Genomic DNA, 17525 nt, shown 5'->3' on the forward strand with positions numbered 1-17525 from the left:
GAGGGGGCCGGTGCTCCGGGCGGGTGAATTTGGCTCAAGGTCATGGCGGATCGGCTCCGCAGCGTCAAGTACGGGGCGGGAAACGAGGGTGACGTTGCGTTCCGCCGCTACCAGACGAGGCGCGGCATGGCGCCGACGGCGCTGACGCCCGCGCGCTCGAGAACATGGACGACGCGCGCCTCCTCCGGCGCTTCCGGCGCGGGGCCGCAATCGGCCGCCGCGATTCCGCCCGTGATGAAGAGGACGTCGATGCCGCTGTCGTTCGCTCCCTTGACGTCGGTCAGAGGTCCGTCACCCACGGCCAGGATGCGGGCATCGGGAACGGGTTTGCCGGCGAACCCGGCAAGACGTTCGCGGGCAATGCCGTAGACGGGGCCGTGCGGCTTGCCGAAATAGACCGTGTTGCCGCCCAGTTCGCCATAGAGTTTCGCAAGCGCGCCCGCGCAATAGATGTGGCGGTCGCCACGCTCGACCACAATGTCGGGATTGGCGCAGATGAGCGTGAGCCCACGCGCCGTGAGCCGTTCGAACGGTTCGCGGTAATCTTCCGGACCTTCGACCTCATCATCGAAGGGGCCGGTGACGAGAACGAAATCGGCATCGGCTTCGCCAACACGCTCGACCCCGGTGTCATCGAACAGCGCAAGGTCGCGGTCCGGCCCGATGTGGTAGCAGCGCGTTCCGTGTTCATGGCTTGCGAGGCAGTGGCGCGTCGCATCGCCCGAGGTCAGAATTCCGTCATAGACGTCGTGTGGAATGCCCATGTGCTCGAACATCGCGGGCAGCGCATCGGACGGCCGCGGCGCGTTCGAGAGCAGCAGCACATGGCCGCCTTTCGCGCGGAAATTCGCCAGCGCTTCCGGCACGCCCGGATAGGCTCTGCGTCCGTTATGCAGCACGCCCCAGACATCGCAGAGAAGTGCATCGTATCGGCCGGCAATGGCCGAAAGTCCCGGGATCAGCATGCGCCTTCTACTCTGCTTTCATGAAAACGATTTCGGTATCGCGGTAGCGCCGCCGGTCGAGCTCCTCGAAGCCTTCGGGCGCTTCGAAATCCGCCATCGCGCTCTCCTCGACGACGCAGAGCGCCTGCGGTGCAAGCCAGTCTCCCTCGCGCGCGGAAAGAAGCGCGGCGCTGCCGAGACCCTTGCCGTAGGGCGGATCGGCGAAGACAAGCGAGAAGGCGGGACCGACGCTGCCGGGGCGAGGCCCAAGCCGCGTCGCATCGCGCTTGTAGATTTTCGCATGACCGTTGAGGCCGAGATGTTCGAGATTCTCGCGGATCGCCGCACGGCTCTCGGCATGATCCTCCACGAAGAGAGCGAAGGAAGCGCCGCGCGAGATCGCCTCGATGCCGAGTGCGCCGGTGCCCGCGAAGAGGTCGAGCACGCGGGCTCCCTCAAGCGCGAAATCGCCGAAGTCGGCATGGGCGAGAATGTTGAACAATGCCTCGCGCGTGCGGTCGCTCGTCGGCCGCACCAGATCGCCCTTGGGCGCCGCGATGGGCCGGCCTCTAAGGGCGCCGCCGACGATCCGCATGGGGAGCCTTTCTCTTGCCGGTCGTGCCGGCCTTTTTCTCACGGAAGGTTTTCAGTTTCGGCTTCGTGCCACCCGGCTTTGTCCGATCCGGCTTCGCGGATGGTTTGTCGCCGGCCTTTTTGGTTACAGGTTTGCCGCCCGCCCATTTTCCGCCGGAACTGCCGGCCGCCGGTCCCCTGGATGGTTGGACTTCGGCCGGTGCAAATTGCTCGGCATGGGCGCCGAGCTGATCCATCAATACGCGGTTCGGCACCTGCTTGATGTCGCCGGGCTCCAGATCGCCGATCTGGAACGGGCCGAAGGAAAGCCGGATCAGCCGGTTGACGCTCAGTCCGAGTTCGGCGAGGACGCGCTTCACCTCGCGGTTCTTGCCTTCCTTGAGGCCGAGCGTGAGCCAGACATTCGAACCCTGCACCTTGTCGATCACAGCCTCGATCGGACCGTAGCGCACGCCTTCGACGGTGATGCCGTTCTTCAGCTTGTCGAGATCGGCCTGAGTGATGCGGCCCCAGGCGCGGACGCGGTAGCGCCGTGTCCAGCCCGTCGAGGGCAGTTCGAGGAGGCGCGCCAGCTCGCCGTCATTGGTGAGAAGCAGCAGGCCCTCTGTATTGATGTCGAGGCGCCCGACCGAGACGACGCGCGGAATATCTTCCGGCAGCTTCTCGAACACGGTGGTCCGGCCTTCGGGATCCTTTGCCGTGGTGACGAGGCCGGCGGGCTTGTGGTAGCGCCACAGCCTTGCCGGCTCCCGCGCCGGGAGCGCCTTTCCGTCGACGATGATCGTTTCGCGGCCCGTGACGTTGAGGGCCGGGCTTTTCAGCACCTTGCCGTTCACCGTTACGCGCCCTTCCTCGATCAGCTTTTCGGCCTCGCGGCGCGAGCAGATGCCCGCCCGCGCGATCACTTTCGCGATACGGTCGCCTTCGGGCGCAGGGGAGGGGCTTTTGGGGGCGGATGTCATGGGCCTCTCTTTAGCAGGAGCCCCGCCCGACAGGAAGCTGGTGCTTGCCAAGCCCGGAACCACGGGGCACGGTCCCGCCCATGACAGCCGAGCCCGACACCTCGATGCGCCCGATGGACCTTGCCCTCGCCGAGGCCGAGGCGGCGGGCGCGCGCGGGGAGGTGCCGGTGGGCGCCGTCATCGTGGACGGGGCGGGACGCATCGTCGCACGGGCGGGCAACCGGACGCTTGAACTCAAGGATCCGACGGCCCATGCCGAACTCCTCGCGATCCGCGAGGCCTGCGCCGCGCTCGGCACCGAACGGCTCATCGGATGCGACCTCTACGTCACGCTGGAGCCATGCCCCATGTGTGCGGCAGCTATTTCCTTTGCCCGCCTGAGACGGCTCTATTACGGGGCGGCGGATGAGAAGGGCGGTGGCGTCGACCACGGCCCCCGCATCTTCGCGCAAGCGACTTGCCATCACCGGCCGGACGTCTATGGCGGCATTGCCGAAAGCCAGGCCGCCGGTCTGTTGCGGCGTTTTTTCGCAGTGCGGCGCAGCTGAGGCCAATCAGCGGCTTTCCGCGTGATTTGCTCTCCCCAACCCGTTAGAGTGCCCGCATTCGACATTGAGAAGGGGACCGCGGTCCCCGACCCACAAAAATACGAAGGGGAGATCGATGAATTTCGACCACAATGAAAAAACCAAGGAGCTGCTCGCTCGTCTCGAGCGGTTCATGGACGACCATATCTATCCGAACGAGAAGACCTATAACGACCAGATGGATGCCTTCCGCAAGGCGGGCGACCCCTGGCAGGTGCCGCAGATCCTGGAAGACCTGAAGCCGAAGGCGAAGGAAGCCGGTCTGTGGAATCTCTTCCTGCCCGAATCCGAGCGCGGCGGCGGCCTCTCCAACCTCGAATATGCATCGCTCTGCGAGATCATGGGACGCGTCGGCTGGGCGTCGGAGGTGTTCAACTGCTCCGCGCCGGACACCGGCAACATGGAAGTGATCGAGCGCTACGGCAACGAACGCCAGAAGAAGGAATATCTGGAGCCGTTGCTCGAAGGAAAGATGCGTTCGGCCTTCCTCATGACGGAGCCCGACGTCGCCTCTTCCGACGCGACGAACATCTCGACCCGCATCGAACGCGACGGCAACGAATACGTCATCAACGGCCGCAAGTGGTGGTCGTCGGGCGTGGGCGATCCGCGCTGCAAGATCGCGATCCTGATGGGCAAGACGGACCCCAAGGCCGACACCTACAGGCAGCAGTCGCAGATCCTCGTGCCCATGGACGCGCCGGGCATCAAGGTCGTGCGCATGCTTCCCGTGTTCGGCTATGACGACGCGCCGCACGGTCATGCCGAAGTGCTTCTCGAGAATGTCCGCGTTCCGGCCGAGAACCTGCTTCTCGGCGAAGGCCGCGGCTTCGAGATCAGCCAGGGCCGCCTTGGACCTGGCCGCATCCATCACTGCATGCGCACCATCGGCGTTGCCGAACGCGCGCTCGAGATCATGGTGAAGCGTCTTCTCACCCGTGAGGCCTTCGGCAAGAAGATCGCCGAGCACTCGGTCTGGGAAGAGCGTGTGGCTCGTGCCCGCATCGACATCGAGATGGCGCGCCTGCTGACGCTGAAGGCCGCCTACATGATGGACACGGTGGGCAACAAGGTCGCTCGCGCCGAGATTGCCATGATCAAGGTGGCGGCGCCGAACATCGCCCTCAAGGTGATCGACGATGCGATCCAGGCGCATGGCGGCGGCGGCGTGACGACCGACTTCGGTCTCGCCAAGATGTATTCCGGCATGCGGACGCTCCGCCTCGCGGACGGCCCCGACGAAGTGCACGCCCGCACTATCGCCAAGCTCGAGTTCAAGAAATACTCGAACCGGGTGCGGGCCGCGGCGGAGTAAGGTAGACAAGACGAAACGACGGCCGGTTCTCTCGGGGACCGGCCGTTGTTTCATTGCGGCGGCGAAAAAAGACGGAAACGCTCATGGGCATCGCAACCGGCATGAAGATGTACAACGCGCAGCTTTCGCCCTATGCGACGCGCTGCCGGATGGCCATCTACGCGAAGGACCTCGACGTCGAGTTTCTCGACATGCCGGACCCGGACCTGGAGCAGGAGTTCCACCGCATCGCGCCGATGGGCAAGGTGCCGGTCCTGATCGATGGCGACGTGATCGTGCCGGAATCGGAAACGATCTGCGAGTATCTGGAAGACAAGGGCCTCGGAAGGCCGCTGCGTCCGACGGATGCCGCATCCATCGCCCGCATGCGGCTCTTCGGCCGGATCGGCGACCTCTATGTGATGGAGCCGATGGGGGAGCTTTTCGGGCAGATCAACCCGGCAGGCCGCGACCCGAAGCTTGTCGCGCGCGAACTCGGCGAACTCCAGAAGGCGATGGGCTGGCTTGAAGCCTATCTGACGGGCGACGATCATGCCGTCGGCAGCAGCCTGACGCTCGCCGACTGCGAGTTGGTGCCGGTGCTTTTTTTCTTCGACCAGATCGGGCCGATGTTCGGCAGCGTCAACCCGCTGCAGCAGTTCCCGAAAGCAGGCGCGTACTATAAGGGAATCGCGAAAGAGCCGGCGGCGGCAAAAGTTCTCGCCGAACTCGACATCGCTCTCCGTCGAATGATGGCCGGTTGACGTCAGCCTGCGGCGGCGCCTGACAGCATCGTTTTTCCGGCTTCTTCGGCGAACGGCCGCTGAGGCACTTCGCAATAGGGAATTTTCGGCAGCGTCACGGTCACGCGCGTGCCCGCGCCGGGTTCGCTTTCGATCGCCATGTGCCCCCCGTGAAGCTCCGCGAGCGAGCGCACGAGCGCGAGGCCGAGACCCGTTCCCTGCTTGGCAAGCGCCGCATCGGTTGTCACCTGTTCGAAAGGTTGACCGAGGCGCGCGATATGATCGGGCGGTATGCCACGGCCCGTGTCGCTCACTGTCAGCCGGACTTCACCGCCGAATTCATCCGCTTCGACCAAAATGCGGCCGCCGACCGGCGTGAACTTCACCGCGTTGGACAGGAGGTTGAGCAGGATCTGCTTGAGGGCGCGCTCATCGGCCACGATCTGGCAATCGTCGCCGCAGGCGATCGAGTGGGCGATCTGTGCCCCGTTTTCCTCTGCTTTTCCGCGCACGAGCCGGACGCAGGAATCGATCAACGCCCTCACATCGAGCGTTTCCGGGTTAAGCTCGTACTTGCCGGCCTCGATTTTCGACATGTCGAGAATGTCGCTGATGAGATCGAGAAGAAGCGCGCCGCTTTCGTTGATGAGCTGCGCATATTCCGAATAGCGCTCATGGCCAAGCGCGCCGAACATCTCCATGCGCAGGATGTCCGAGAAGCCGATGATCGCGTTGAGCGGCGTCCGGAGCTCGTGACTCATGTTGGCGAGGAAACGGGACTTCGTCCTGTTCGCGGCTTCGGCGCGCTCGCGCGCATCGAGAAGTTCCATTTCGTGACGCTTGCGCTCGCCGATGTCGCGCGTGACGCCGATAATTTCGGCAGTGCTTCCGCCCTCGGAATCGGGCGCGCGGCGCATCGTCGATTCGAGCCACACATAGTGGCCGTCCTTGTGCAGGCAACGGTAGTCGAACTGCACCTGCTCACCATCCCGCGCGCATTGAACGAAAGCCTTGCGCGCGCGCGGAAAATCGTCCGGATGGATCAGTTCTTCGCCGATCGGCTTGCCGTGAAATTCCTCCGGGCTGCGTCCGAGGATACGCTCGATGGCCGGGGAAATGAACATGATGCGGGATTGCGCATCGTAATACGCCACCACATCCGACGCCTGTTCCGTGAGCAGCCGGTACTTTGCTTCGCTCGCCTTCACCGCGAGCTCGGCCTCCACTTCCTCGTGCACATCTTCGGCAAGACCGACCAGGGCGCCGATCTCCCCGAAAGCGTCAGCTTCGGCATAGGCATAGGTTTTGATGTAGCGGTAACAGCCATCGCCTGTCTGAAACCGGGTGACGCATGTAACGGGCTCATGCGTCTCGAAGGCGTCGAGAAACTTCGACAGAAGTTCGCCGCGATCTTCCGGGTGAACGAGGTGTTCGTACCAGTCACCGCCGGCGGGAAGCCTTTCCTCGTCGAGACCGAGGATGCGGGCCACACCCCGCGACCATTGCGGTGCAGGCTCTCCCTTCACCCAGCGCCAGTGGCCGAAGCGCGCGAGCTGTTCGGCCTCGCGAAGCTGGTGTTCGAGCCGGTAGGTCTCGGTGATGTCCTTGGAAACGCAGAGAAGGCCTGCAATATCGGGATCGGCGAGCAGGTTGCGTGCGCGTGTTTCGACGCGGAGCCAGGTGCCGTTCGCGTGAGGCAGGCGGACGACTTCCAGAAATTCGGCACCGGGCACCCGGGCGCATTCTTCGATTCTGCGGGCCACTCTTTCGCGGTCGTCCGGATGGACGAGATCGGCGACCTTCCGTCCGCGCAGTGCCCCTTCCAGTCCGCCGAAAGCCTTGCGCACGGCCGGGCTCTGATAGGTGATGACACCTTCGCCATCGATGATCGTAAGGATGCCGCCTGCGTTTTCGATGAGGGCGCGGTAGAAATGCGCACTTGAGGTCGCACGGGGACCGTCCGCACACGGTGCGTTTGATCCTCCCCGAGGTGTCCCGTCAGAAGGACGACCCATTGCCAATCCCCACTCCCGGCATTGCGCCATTGGACGGCCGGCTAAATGCTGCCCGTAATGTCCGGAATGGTAGGAGGATTTGCTTAACGTTCCCTTGAGCGGTGCGAGACCGTTAAGAGAGCGCTAACCGTGTTTTTCGCAGATATCCGTCGATCAGGAACGCTGTATGATCTGCCAGGCATGCTCGGCGAGATTGCGGCAGGCATCGCCAAGCGTTTTTGCGCGTTCCGAACTCGCATTACCGTCGAGGCCGCGCTTGTAGACACCCTGGCTGATGGAAGCGAGGCGGAACATCGAGAAGGCGAGATAGAAATTCCAGTGCGGGATTCCGTCCCGGCCAGCGTGGCGGCAATACTCGGCGACGAATTCCTCTTCGGTCGGCACGCCTGGTGTCTTCGTCCGGTCGATGGGTTCCGCGCCGCCGGCCACGCCGAGCAGGTCGTACATGCAGGTATAGGCAACGTCGGCGAGCGGATGACCGATGGTGCAGAGTTCCCAGTCGAGCACGGCGATCATGCGCGGCTCGGTGGCATGGAACATCGTGTTGCCGAGACGATAATCGCCATGGGCGATCGTCACGGACGGCTCGTCTGGAATATGTTCCGGCAGATATTTGATGAGCTCTTCCATCGCCGCAATATCGGCCGTCTGAGCGCCGCGATACTGTTTGATCCAGCGTCCGATCTGGCGTTCGAAATAGTTGCCGGGTTTCCCGAAATCGCCCAGACCGACCTTCTCGTAATCGACCTTGTGCAGCTTTGCGAGGTTCTCGGCGAGGTTGGCATAGACGGCGCGCCGTTCTTCCGCGCTCGACCCCGGCATGACCGACTCGCGAAACACCCGGCCTTCCATGAAATCCATGACATAGAACGACGTGCCGATGATGCTGTCGTCTTCGCAGAGCGCATACATGTGCGGCACGGGAACGTCGGTCTCGGCAAGCGCCTTCATCACCCGGTATTCGCGGTCGACCTGGTGCGCGCTGGCGAGGAGTTGTCCGGGCGGCTTCTTGCGCATCACATAGCGTTTGCCGCCGCCGGGTCCGGTTGTCGTAAGCAGGAAGGTCGGGTTCGATTGACCGCCTTCGAACTGGCGGACTTCGAGATCGCCGCCGAAGCCTTCCACCGCCTCGCGGCAGAAAGCCTCGAGGCGCTTCACGTCGAAGCGATGCGCCTCGCGGATGGGCGTCGTTTCCAGATCGGCTTGTGTGGCCTCGACCATCTTCCTCTCCCCCGAAGAAATATCTTTAGGGGGAGACTTAGCACGCGGCCGCCGGGCGGCAAAGACAGCGCTGCCGGACGCTGCGGCTGCCTTGCGAAGGCGTCAGGCTGCGTCCTGATTTTCCTCGAAGCCTTCCGAGGTCACACCCGAAACCCGCCGCCGCCGCGCATTGTGGATGACGGAACCCGGCTTGTCGTCGGTGTCCGGGCGAGACGTCGCCATGCGGATCACTTCCCTGTAGCCCGACTTGGTCTCGATCCGCTCGCCATAGCCATTCGCGACGAGGAAGCGGCGCGCCATGGGCAGGTTGTAGCAGGGGATCCACATCATCAGGTGATGCTCGACGTGATAGTTCACCCAGTAAGGCGCGACGAGCGCGCGTTCCAGCAGGTTCGCCTTGGTTGTGCGTGCGTTGCCGAAGGGATCGTTGTTGTCCGGCACCATCGCGTGTTCGGCGATGTTGCGGATGCGCGTGATCGCCTGATGCCAGGTAAGGAAGGGGACGAGCCAGAGCGCGAAATAGAGATACCAGTGGCCGCTCGCCGCGAGCACACCGAAGACGGCGAGCTGCGCCAGTGTCGCGCGGCCGAGCTTCTCCCAGTAGTTCCTGAGCCGCTGTTCGAGCGGCCATTCGGCTTTGCCGAGGGCGTTGAGGATCTGCGCCTTTCGCTGCTGGTAGCCGGTCTGGCCGGTAACGTCGCGAACCATCTTGCGCTTGAAGCTCTTGCGCGTGATGGGGAAGGGCGCGGAAAGAATGAGGTCCGGGTCTTCCGGCTGCTGGGTGTTGGCATGATGCTTCAGGTGGTAACGGCGGTAGGCGCCGGTTTCCGCCATCATCGGATAGGCGCAGAGCCACTGGCTCAGGAACATGTTGAGCTTCTGGTTCTGCGTGAGGATGCCATGCGCGCCATCATGCATGAGAATGGCGAGGCCGAGCTGGCGCGCGCCGATCACCATGACCGCGAGAACATAGGTGAGCGGATTGGGAAAGGCGACGAAGACGGCCATCGTGCCGAAGATGACACCCCAGGCATGGATGACAACCCAGGTGCCGCGCATGTCCGAACGCTTGCGCACCAGCGCGAGCTGCTCCGGGGACAGAAGATCCTTTGCCAGTACGCTCACGCCGTCGTCCTCCGTTCCAGGCTTTTTGTCTTGCCGCCTGCCTGCGCGACGCCCGCGCCGGCAAGGCAGAAGTTCACGATTTCCTCGACCGTTCGGTCGGGATTGCTGTCGAGCTCATGCGATTCAGGTGCAAGCGGTCCGATCAGCGCCGTCGGAATGGCGCCCGCGATGCAGGCGGCCGCGATCCGTGCGTCGATCCGCGGGAGTTCGCCATTGTCGATTCCGTCGTCGAGGATGCGGGCGAAAATTTCGGCATGCGTGCGGCGGAAGAAGGCGCGTTCCTCGGCAAGGTTCACATCGAGCGGCTCGGCAAGCAGCGCATAGGCGAGCCGGCGCCCGCGCACCGCACGTCCCGCGAAGGTGCGCAGCACCTGAACGAGCCGCTCGCCCGCCGAAGCGTCGCCGGACGCGATCTCCGCGAGCATGCCCATCTCGCGGGCCGACACTTCGCGGAAGACCTGCCGGCAGAGCGCTTCCTTGGACGAGAAATAGCGGTAGAGCGTGCCGGTGGCGACGCCCGCTTTCTTCGCGACTTCGGTCATTTGCACCGCAGCAAAACCGCCTTCGGCCACGAGATCGCGCGCGGCATCGAGGATGCTGCGGCGCGTATCGGCGAGGCGGGCCGTCACCTTGTCGGTCTTGCGGTAAACCAAGATATGAACCTCCGTTCACTCACAAGAAATGAACCACGGTTCATGGGCGGGCGTCAAGTGTGGAGGTGGGTGGCCGGATGGCAGGCATAAAAAAGCCCGGCTCCCGCACCCTTCAAAAAGGCGCAGGAAACCGGGCTGATTTGGCATGAATGGTTTAGTCGGCGGCGCGCAGGGCCGGAGCAAAACCGTGATCGGCTTCAGGCTTCACCGGCTCGCGGCGCACGGTGGCGGCACGGTCATTCGCGACCGCATACCAATGCGCCTGGCCTGTGAAAAGCTCAGCGGCGAGTGCTGCATCGTGGAGCCACTGTTTGTAGATTTTCTTCATCTCGACCTCCTTACGGAGAATGTTGCGTTGCAACATATGTAACGCTGTCATGGCCGGAATCAAGCAGGCACAGCTGCGGCAAAACGACTTGCATGGAAAGGACGCGACTTGGCGCGCGGCATGCGGCATACAACCGCCGAAGGAAAGCCGCCGATGACCGACATCCAGAAATCCGAAGACACGCCCGCCGGCCTGTTCCGCCTGCGCGATTTCAGATTCTACATTTCCGGACGCTTCCTCGGCACGCTCGGCATGCTGATTCAATCGGTGGCGGTGGGTTGGCAGGTCTATGACATCACGGAGAGCCCGCTCGCGCTCGGTTATGTGGGGCTCGCGCAATTCCTGCCGATCGTTCTGCTGACGCTGCCCGCGGGCGACATCGCCGACCGCATCGACCGGCGCATCATCGTGGCGGGCGCGGGCCTTCTCGAAGCGGCGGCGGCGGGCTGGTTGATCCTCCTCACACTGACGCATTCGGGCGACGTCACCTGGTTCTACGCCGCGCTGGCGCTTTTCGGATGCGCGCGCGCCTTCATGGCGCCCGCCTCGCGAAGCTTCGTGCCGCTGCTCGTCACGGCGAAGCAATTGCCGCGCGCCATCGCGGTGAGTTCGTCGACGTTCCAGGTCGCGGTGATCACGGGGCCGGCGATCGGCGGCGGGCTCTATATCTTCGGCCCGGTGATCGTCTACGCCGTCTGCGCCGCGCTCTTCATGACGGTCGCGCTCGCCTTCCTCGCGATCCGCACGCGCCCGCCCGTCCATGCGCATGCGCCCGCGACATCCGCCTTCACGCGCGTGACGGCGGGCATCGCCTATATGCGGCGCACGCCCATCGTGCTCGGCGCGATCTCGCTCGATCTCTTCGCGGTGCTGCTCGGCGGCGCCGTCGCGCTGCTGCCGATCTATGCGCGCGACATATTGCATGTGGGACCGGAGGGCCTCGGCCTCATGCGCTCCGCGCCCGCCATCGGCGCCATTGTCATTAACCTGCTGATCATCTGGCGGCCGATCCGGAAACGCACCGGCCACATCATGTTCGCCTGCGTCGCACTCTTCGGCGTGGCGACGATCGTCTTCGGCCTGTCGGAAAACTTCTGGCTGACGCTCGGCGCACTCGCCGTGATGGGCGGCGCCGACATGGTGAGCGTCAACATCCGCTCGACGCTCATTCCGCTGGCGACACCGCAACAGATGCTCGGCCGCGTGACGGCGGTGGAGATGCTGTTCATCGGCGCATCGAACGAGCTGGGTGAATTCGAATCCGGCGTGACGGCGGCGTGGTTTGGAACGGTGCCTGCCGTCGTGATCGGCGGCATCGGCACGCTCGGCGTTGTCGGGATATGGATGTGGCTCTTCCCGGACCTGCGGAAAGTGGACAAGCTCGAAGACGTGAAACCGCAGCAATGACGCGCTTTTACGCGATCTGACTTACGCCACCTGCCCCGCGACGATGGCGACGAAGACGACGAGGCCGAAGTCGCGGTTGGAGCGGAAGAGACGCAGGCAGCGCACGGGATCGTCGATGTCGAGCGTGACGATCTGCCAGACGAGAAGCACAGCGGCGAGCGCCACGACCGGATAGAAGAAGAAGCCGAGACCGGCGAGCGCGCCTGCGGCGAGCAGCGCGGCAATCATCAAGCCGTAAAAAAACCAGAGCCATTTTGCCGTCGATGTGCCGAGCTTCAGCGCGGAAGACTTCACGCCGATCAAGGCGTCGTCTTCCTTGTCCTGATGCGCATAGATCGTGTCGTAACCGACGGTCCATGCCACGGCGCCGAGATAGAGAAGAATGGGCGCGAGCGAAAGTTCGCCGCGAACGGCGGCCCATCCCATCAGCGCCCCCCAGTTGAAGGCGAGGCCGAGCACGAGCTGCGGCCAGTTCGTGATGCGCTTCATGAAGGGATAGATCGCGACGAGAAGGAGCGACGAGAAGCCGAGCCCGATTGCAAAGTTGTTGAAGGTGAGCAGCACCAGAAGACCGACGAGGCATTGAAGCGCGAGGAAGGCCCATGCCTGTTTGACGCCGATGGCGCCCGACGGAATGGGACGCGCCCTTGTGCGCGCGACGGCGGCATCGATATCGCGGTCGACAATGTCGTTCCATGTGCAGCCCGCGCCGCGCATCGCAACCGAGCCGGCGAAGAAGAGGGCGAGAAGCACGAGCGATGGCCAGCCTTCGCTCGCAAGCGCGACGGACCACCAGCAGGGAAGCAGCAGCAGCCACCAGCCGATGGGCCGGTCGAGCCGCGCGAGCCGCGCATAGGGACGGAGCGAAGCGGGCGCGTGAGTGTCCACCCAGTTTTCGGGCGGCGCATCGGCAACGCTGTCCTCGGCTCTCTCTTTCATGGGCAATCCGGAATACAGTGTACGGACGATCAGGCCTTTCCGGGGCCGGATTCGCAGGCGCGAGACTAGCCTCTCGGCGGCCGCGTTGCACCTGCGAGAAGGCGGCCCGGACCGGGGATAAAGCGCCCCGTTGCGGCCCGGCTGTCACACGAATGTCATCGAAACGTCATGAAAGCCGTCAGGGGGCGATTTCGAGGGGCGAGGCGGGGATATCTCCGGCTATGAGCGCCGGAAGATGCTGCACCAGCGAAGTCGGGAAGATCATTTCGGAGGTGGAGCGGAGTTCGTCGAGCGTCCACCACTTCATGTCCTGGATGACTTCGCGCTCCAGCGCGGTCCACCCGCTCCGGTTGAAGGCGGTTGTATCGGTGCGGGCGAGGACGAATGTCTCCTGCAAGAGACGATTTTTGCCGTGGACGCAAAGCACATGCTCGGTGGTCCAGACCGCCGGACCGAGTGCGGCATCGGCCAGACCCGTCTCCTCGAGAAGTTCCCGTCTTGCCGCTGTGGCAATGTCCTCTCCGGGCTCTATCTCTCCGCCAATGGTGACCCAATAGGCGCGCTCCAGCACTTTGCCCTCCGCATTGCCGACATTCGGGTCGTGCATCCGGATGAGAAGGAGGCGATCCGCCGGGTCGAGCAGGAGGACGCGGGCTGTCTTGCGAGGGAGCATGGAACGGACCCGACCGACTGTGAGCTTTCGCCAATCAAACAGAGTCAGATCAAACATGGAATGTCATTCCGGCGAAAGCCGGAATCCATCTGACGCGGCGGCAAGGCGAGGGGCCCATGGGCCCCGGCTTTCGCCGGGGTGACAATTTTGTTTTTGGCAAAGGTAGTGCGCGCCTTACAAGGTGAGTGACGACAGAGGGTGCGATGGCCGACACAACTCCCGACACGGACGACAACCCCCGCTGCGCGAGTGGCAGGGCGCGGCTTTATATAGAAGAGAGCCTGAGCGCGGGCACGAGCCTGACGCTCGACCGCGACCAGTCGCATTATCTCGTCAATGTGCTGCGCATGGGCGAGGGCGGCCGCGTGCTGCTCTTCAACGGGCGCGACGGGGAATGGGCGGCGCGGATCGCAGAGGCCCACAAGAAGAATTGCGTGCTCGAACTCGTGGCGCGGACGCGCGCGCAGGAGCCGCTGCCCGACATCTGGCTGCTCTTCGCCCCGGTGAAGAAGGCGCGGCTCGACTTCATCGCCCAGAAGGCGACGGAGATGGGCGTCGCCGTGATCCAGCCGGTCTTCACGGAGCGCACGGTGGTGACGCGCCTCAAGGACGAACGGCTGCAGGCGAACGCGGTGGAGGCGGCCGAGCAATGCGGCCTCGTCGCCGTGCCGGAAGTACGCGAGGCGGAGAAGCTCGGCACGCTGCTCGCGAAATGGGACGAGATCGCGCCGGGACGGCGGATCCTCTTCTGCGACGAGAACGAGGGACCGGGGGCGACGCGCGCCGCGCTCGAAAAGCTCGCGGGCGAGGGAAAGAAGGGATCGCCGCTCGCCGTGCTGGTCGGCCCGGAAGGCGGCTTCTCGCCGAAGGAGCGGGAAATACTCCGTGGGCGGAGCGATACGCTGGCGCTTTCGCTCGGCCCCCGCATCATGCGCGCCGACACGGCGGCGATTGCGGCGCTGGCTGTCGTGGGGCTGATGCTGGGGGACTGGTGAGACAATGTTGTCTATCCACCCTCCCCTCGGGGAGGGTGGAAATTCGCCTCGCGAATTTCGGGGCGGGGGACTGGGCAAGCCGCTTCCCCCGCCCCGAGAAATTCTTCGCAAGCTTGAATTTCTCGACCCGCCCCCAGGGGCGGGTGGGTGGATAAGCCTCGAACGCGGCGGACCGCGATCCGCCGCCGCAAGGCAGGGGGCGTGAAGCTCCTATTCTTTCAACCAAACTTGAATCGCTCCAAACTTGCGGTCCGTTTGCCGCACTTCTTTGTTACTTCCTGAACCGACATTGGCGCTTGTCAGGTTCCGCTCGCGCTCCTACATCTTTGCGCATATGAGGACCGGCCGGGGGCAGGGGCTGCCAACCCGCAACGAAAAGGTCCGTTCAGGAAAAGGGGCTCGCATGAGCATTCTCGTTGCCGGGCCCGAGCCCATCACCGACCGCCGCGATCTGGTGGCCGCACTCGAACGCGGAAACAAGCCGAAGAGCGAATGGCGCATCGGCACCGAGCACGAGAAGTTTCCCTTCTGCACGAGCAATCTGACGCCGATCCCCTATGGCGGCGATCACGGCATCCGGGCGATGCTGGAGGGCCTGACGCGCTTCGGCTGGCAGCCGGTCTATGAGGGCGAAAACATCATCGGCCTCGAAAGCGAGGGCGCGGGCAATATTTCGCTCGAGCCCGGCGGGCAATTCGAGTTGTCGGGTGCGGCGCTTGAAACGCTGCACCAGACCTGCGCCGAGCTTCACGATCACCTGGCGCAGGTGAAGGAAGTGGGCAGCGAACACGGCATAGGCTTTCTGGGGCTCGGCTTCACGCCGAACTGGCGCCGCGACGAAATTCCCGTCATGCCCAAGGGCCGCTACAAGATCATGACGGAATACATGAAGAAGGTCGGGACCATGGGTCTCGACATGATGTACCGCTCCTGCACGGTGCAGGTGAACCTCGACTTCGCCTCCGAAGCCGACATGGTGAAGAAGCTGCGCGTGGGCATTGCGCTGCAGCCCGTCGCGACCGCGATCTTCGCCAATTCTCCGTTCACGGAGGGAAAGCCGAACGGCTATCTTTCCTATCGCAGCCATGTCTGGACCGACACGGACAACCAGCGCGCCGGCATGGTGCCCTTCGTTTTCGAGCAGGGCTTCGGCTTCGAGCGCTATGTGGACTACGCGCTCGATGTGCCGATGTATTTCGTCTATCGCGACGGCAAATATATCGACGCGTCGGGCCAGAGCTTCCGCGACTTCCTCGAAGGCAGGCTTCCCGCGCTGCCGGGCGAAGTGCCGACGCAAGGCGACTGGAACAATCACCTGACGACGCTTTTCCCGGAAGCGCGCATCAAGAACTACATGGAAATGCGCGGCGCCGATGGCGGCCCCTGGGCACGCATCTGCGCGCTGCCGGCCTTCTGGGTCGGCCTCATGTACGACCAGTCGTCGCTCGATGCGGCCTGGGACATCGTGAAGGACTGGACGGCGGAAGAGCGCCAGGCCTTGCGCGACGGCGTGGCGAAACACGGGCTCCACACGCCGTTCCGCGGCGGCACGCTGCTCGATGTCGCGCGCCGGGTTGTCGCGCTGTCGCGGGCGGGGCTCGACGCGCGCGCGCAGGGCGACGGCGCCGGCGCGACGGAGGCGATCCATCTGCGCACGGTGGAAGAGATCGTCGAGAAGGGTCAGTCCCCGGCCGAGGAACTGCTGGCGCTTTATCACGGACGCTGGGGCGGCTCGGTCGAACCGGTGTTCAAGGAGTTTGCGTTTTAGGAAATCTATTCAGCGCGTATTTTCCACCCGCCCCTGGGGGCGGGTCGAAAAATCAGAGCGGAACGCGATGGATTTTTCGGGGCGGGGGGCGAGCGTTACGGTTTCCCCCGCCCCGAAATTTGTTTCACTGACGTTTCACAAATTTCGACCCTCCCCTTGGGGATTCCTCTGCGAAACCGTCGCATTGGAGGTTGCCGGGTATGAGGGTCGATGTTTTGTTCGATGTTGCCCCTGTTATTGCGGTTCGATCTTGTGCGTTGCGCTGGGCCTGGCGCCGGGGATCATGTCGCGGGATGCATGCTGGCCCGTCTGAGATTGTAGACGGTGGCGAAGGCGGTGTAGTCGGCGGCGTTGGCGGCGAGGCTGCGACATCGGGTTCGGGCGCCGCCATAGAGCCGTTTGAGGGCGCTGAACACGGCCTCGACGGGGGCGCGTCTGCGGGCGATGAGATCGTTGCGGCGCTTCTGCCAGCGCGGCAGCTCGGTCATGTATCTGTGCCTGCGATGCATGATGCGATCCTTGATGCCTTCTGCCTTGAGGCGGTCGCGCCGGGCCTTCTTCTCATAGCCGCGGTCGGCATAGACGGCGCGCTCGTCGCCGCAGATGAGTTCGTCCGCCACCTCGCTCTCGCTGGTCCGGGCGGGCAGGAACAGAAGACGGCGAATGAGACCGGAGCCTTCGTCCACGCCGACATGGAAGCGGTAGCCGAAATAGGACTTGCCCGCCTTGTTGGTCCAGTCGGCATCGGGCTCGCGCGCGAGCTTCGTTCCCATCCCCGCCGCGCGCGGCGGCGGGTTGTGGGTGGCGGCGACAATCGTGGCGTCCAGCAGGGTTCCCTTCTTCAGCATCAACCCTTGGGCTTCGAGCTGCCGGTTGACCTCCGCAAAGCAGGCCTCCAGCACGCCCGCCCGCGCCACCGCCTGGCGGAAGCGGCAGATCGTCGTCTCGTCGGGCGTCGCATCCTCAAGGCGGAAGCCACAGAAGTTCCGGAACGACAGCCGGTCGAGCAGCGCTTCCTCAAGACCCGGATCGGAAAGATCGTAGAGCGCCTGCAGATAAAGCGCCTTCAGCATCGAAAGCGCATCGTAGGGCGGACGGCCCGTCTCGCCCTTGCGCGCCTTCTTCGCAAACCGCGCAAGACGCGACCAGTCGATCAATGCCGCAATCTTTGCCAGCCGCTCATTGCGCCCCAGGCGCGGATCCGCAAACGCTTCAGCAAGACCCATCTGCTTCATCGAAACCTCCCTGATGACAAAAACAGGGAATCATCAATCAAC

17 protein-coding genes are annotated in these 17525 nt (G+C 64.0%); 6 read left to right on the forward strand and 11 right to left on the reverse strand.

The features are described 5' to 3' along the window. Positions 1–107: 107 nt before the first annotated feature. The 3 genes from ACKUUH_RS03755 to ACKUUH_RS03765 are packed head-to-tail and all read right to left on the reverse strand — an operon-like array spanning position 108 to position 2500. Entirely contained in the window at positions 108–965 is an 858-nt protein-coding gene (locus ACKUUH_RS03755) for a TIGR01459 family HAD-type hydrolase (RefSeq protein ID WP_407948522.1), read from the reverse strand. A gap of 7 nt (positions 966–972) precedes the next feature. Beyond that, on the reverse strand, positions 973–1539 hold the full coding sequence (rsmD, locus tag ACKUUH_RS03760; protein WP_407948523.1) for a 16S rRNA (guanine(966)-N(2))-methyltransferase RsmD: 567 nt from the start codon (positions 1537–1539) through the stop codon (positions 973–975). Continuing rightward, positions 1514–2500: a pseudouridine synthase gene (locus ACKUUH_RS03765; RefSeq protein ID WP_407948524.1), complete on the reverse strand. Its 987-nt coding sequence runs from the start codon at positions 2498–2500 to the stop codon at positions 1514–1516. The genes rsmD and ACKUUH_RS03765 overlap by 26 nt, the downstream gene beginning before the upstream one ends. An 80-nt stretch (positions 2501–2580) precedes the next feature. Between ACKUUH_RS03765 and ACKUUH_RS03770 the strand changes: the two genes are divergently transcribed. The 3 genes from ACKUUH_RS03770 to ACKUUH_RS03780 all read left to right on the forward strand — a co-directional run bounded on the left by ACKUUH_RS03770 (position 2581) and on the right by ACKUUH_RS03780 (position 5145). Continuing rightward, positions 2581–3048 carry a nucleoside deaminase gene (locus tag ACKUUH_RS03770; protein WP_407948525.1) on the forward strand — a complete coding sequence of 156 codons (468 nt, stop codon included), beginning with the start codon at positions 2581–2583 and terminating at the stop codon, positions 3046–3048. Between the two features lie 115 nt (positions 3049–3163). Beyond that, positions 3164–4402, forward strand: coding sequence for an acyl-CoA dehydrogenase family protein (locus tag ACKUUH_RS03775; protein ID WP_407948526.1), 1239 nt, complete (start codon positions 3164–3166; stop codon positions 4400–4402). 83 nt (positions 4403–4485) lie between these two features. After that, positions 4486–5145, forward strand: coding sequence for a glutathione S-transferase family protein (locus tag ACKUUH_RS03780; RefSeq protein WP_407948527.1), 660 nt, complete (start codon positions 4486–4488; stop codon positions 5143–5145). Between the two features lie 2 nt (positions 5146–5147). Here the strand turns inward: ACKUUH_RS03780 and ACKUUH_RS03785 are convergent, their stop codons facing one another. From ACKUUH_RS03785 to ACKUUH_RS03805, 5 genes are all read right to left on the reverse strand, one after another. Next, on the reverse strand, positions 5148–7139 hold the full coding sequence (locus ACKUUH_RS03785; protein WP_407948528.1) for a PAS domain S-box protein: 1992 nt from the start codon (positions 7137–7139) through the stop codon (positions 5148–5150). A 153-nt stretch (positions 7140–7292) separates the two neighbouring features. Beyond that, on the reverse strand, positions 7293–8360 hold the full coding sequence (locus ACKUUH_RS03790) for a phosphotransferase (protein WP_407948529.1): 1068 nt from the start codon (positions 8358–8360) through the stop codon (positions 7293–7295). Positions 8361–8462: 102 nt separating this feature from the next. Then, positions 8463–9419 (reverse strand): fatty acid desaturase family protein, encoded by a 957-nt coding sequence (locus tag ACKUUH_RS03795; protein ID WP_407948539.1) that lies wholly within the window; start codon positions 9417–9419, stop codon positions 8463–8465. Between the two features lie 62 nt (positions 9420–9481). After that, the gene (locus tag ACKUUH_RS03800; protein WP_407948530.1) at positions 9482–10138 is read right to left on the reverse strand and encodes a TetR/AcrR family transcriptional regulator; all 657 of its coding nucleotides are present in this window, start codon (positions 10136–10138) and stop codon (positions 9482–9484) included. Positions 10139–10292: 154 nt separating this feature from the next. Beyond that, complete coding sequence (locus ACKUUH_RS03805) at positions 10293–10466, reverse strand: hypothetical protein (RefSeq protein WP_407948531.1); 174 nt, start codon at positions 10464–10466, stop codon at positions 10293–10295. Positions 10467–10619: 153 nt separating this feature from the next. Here ACKUUH_RS03805 and ACKUUH_RS03810 point away from each other — a divergent pair, with 153 nt between their 5' ends. After that, positions 10620–11873, forward strand: a complete 1254-nt coding sequence (locus tag ACKUUH_RS03810) for an MFS transporter (protein ID WP_407948532.1) — start codon at positions 10620–10622, stop codon at positions 11871–11873. Between the two features lie 21 nt (positions 11874–11894). Here ACKUUH_RS03810 and ubiA read toward each other — a convergent pair whose 3' ends face one another. Next, positions 11895–12812: a 4-hydroxybenzoate octaprenyltransferase gene (ubiA, locus tag ACKUUH_RS03815; protein ID WP_407948533.1), complete on the reverse strand. Its 918-nt coding sequence runs from the start codon at positions 12810–12812 to the stop codon at positions 11895–11897. 178 nt (positions 12813–12990) lie between these two features. After that, on the reverse strand, positions 12991–13485 hold the full coding sequence (locus tag ACKUUH_RS03820) for an NUDIX hydrolase (RefSeq protein ID WP_407948534.1): 495 nt from the start codon (positions 13483–13485) through the stop codon (positions 12991–12993). Positions 13486–13688: 203 nt separating this feature from the next. Here ACKUUH_RS03820 and ACKUUH_RS03825 point away from each other — a divergent pair, with 203 nt between their 5' ends. Continuing rightward, entirely contained in the window at positions 13689–14480 is a 792-nt protein-coding gene (locus ACKUUH_RS03825) for a 16S rRNA (uracil(1498)-N(3))-methyltransferase (protein ID WP_407948535.1), read from the forward strand. A gap of 403 nt (positions 14481–14883) precedes the next feature. Continuing rightward, positions 14884–16248 (forward strand): glutamate--cysteine ligase, encoded by a 1365-nt coding sequence (locus ACKUUH_RS03830; protein ID WP_407948536.1) that lies wholly within the window; start codon positions 14884–14886, stop codon positions 16246–16248. A gap of 281 nt (positions 16249–16529) precedes the next feature. Here the strand turns inward: ACKUUH_RS03830 and ACKUUH_RS03835 are convergent, their stop codons facing one another. Continuing rightward, complete coding sequence (locus tag ACKUUH_RS03835) at positions 16530–17483, reverse strand: IS5 family transposase (RefSeq protein WP_407948537.1); 954 nt, start codon at positions 17481–17483, stop codon at positions 16530–16532. Positions 17484–17525 lie beyond the last annotated feature (42 nt).

It is taken from the genome of Parvibaculum sp. (assembly GCF_045863935.1).
Classification (GTDB): domain Bacteria; phylum Pseudomonadota; class Alphaproteobacteria; order Parvibaculales; family Parvibaculaceae; genus Parvibaculum.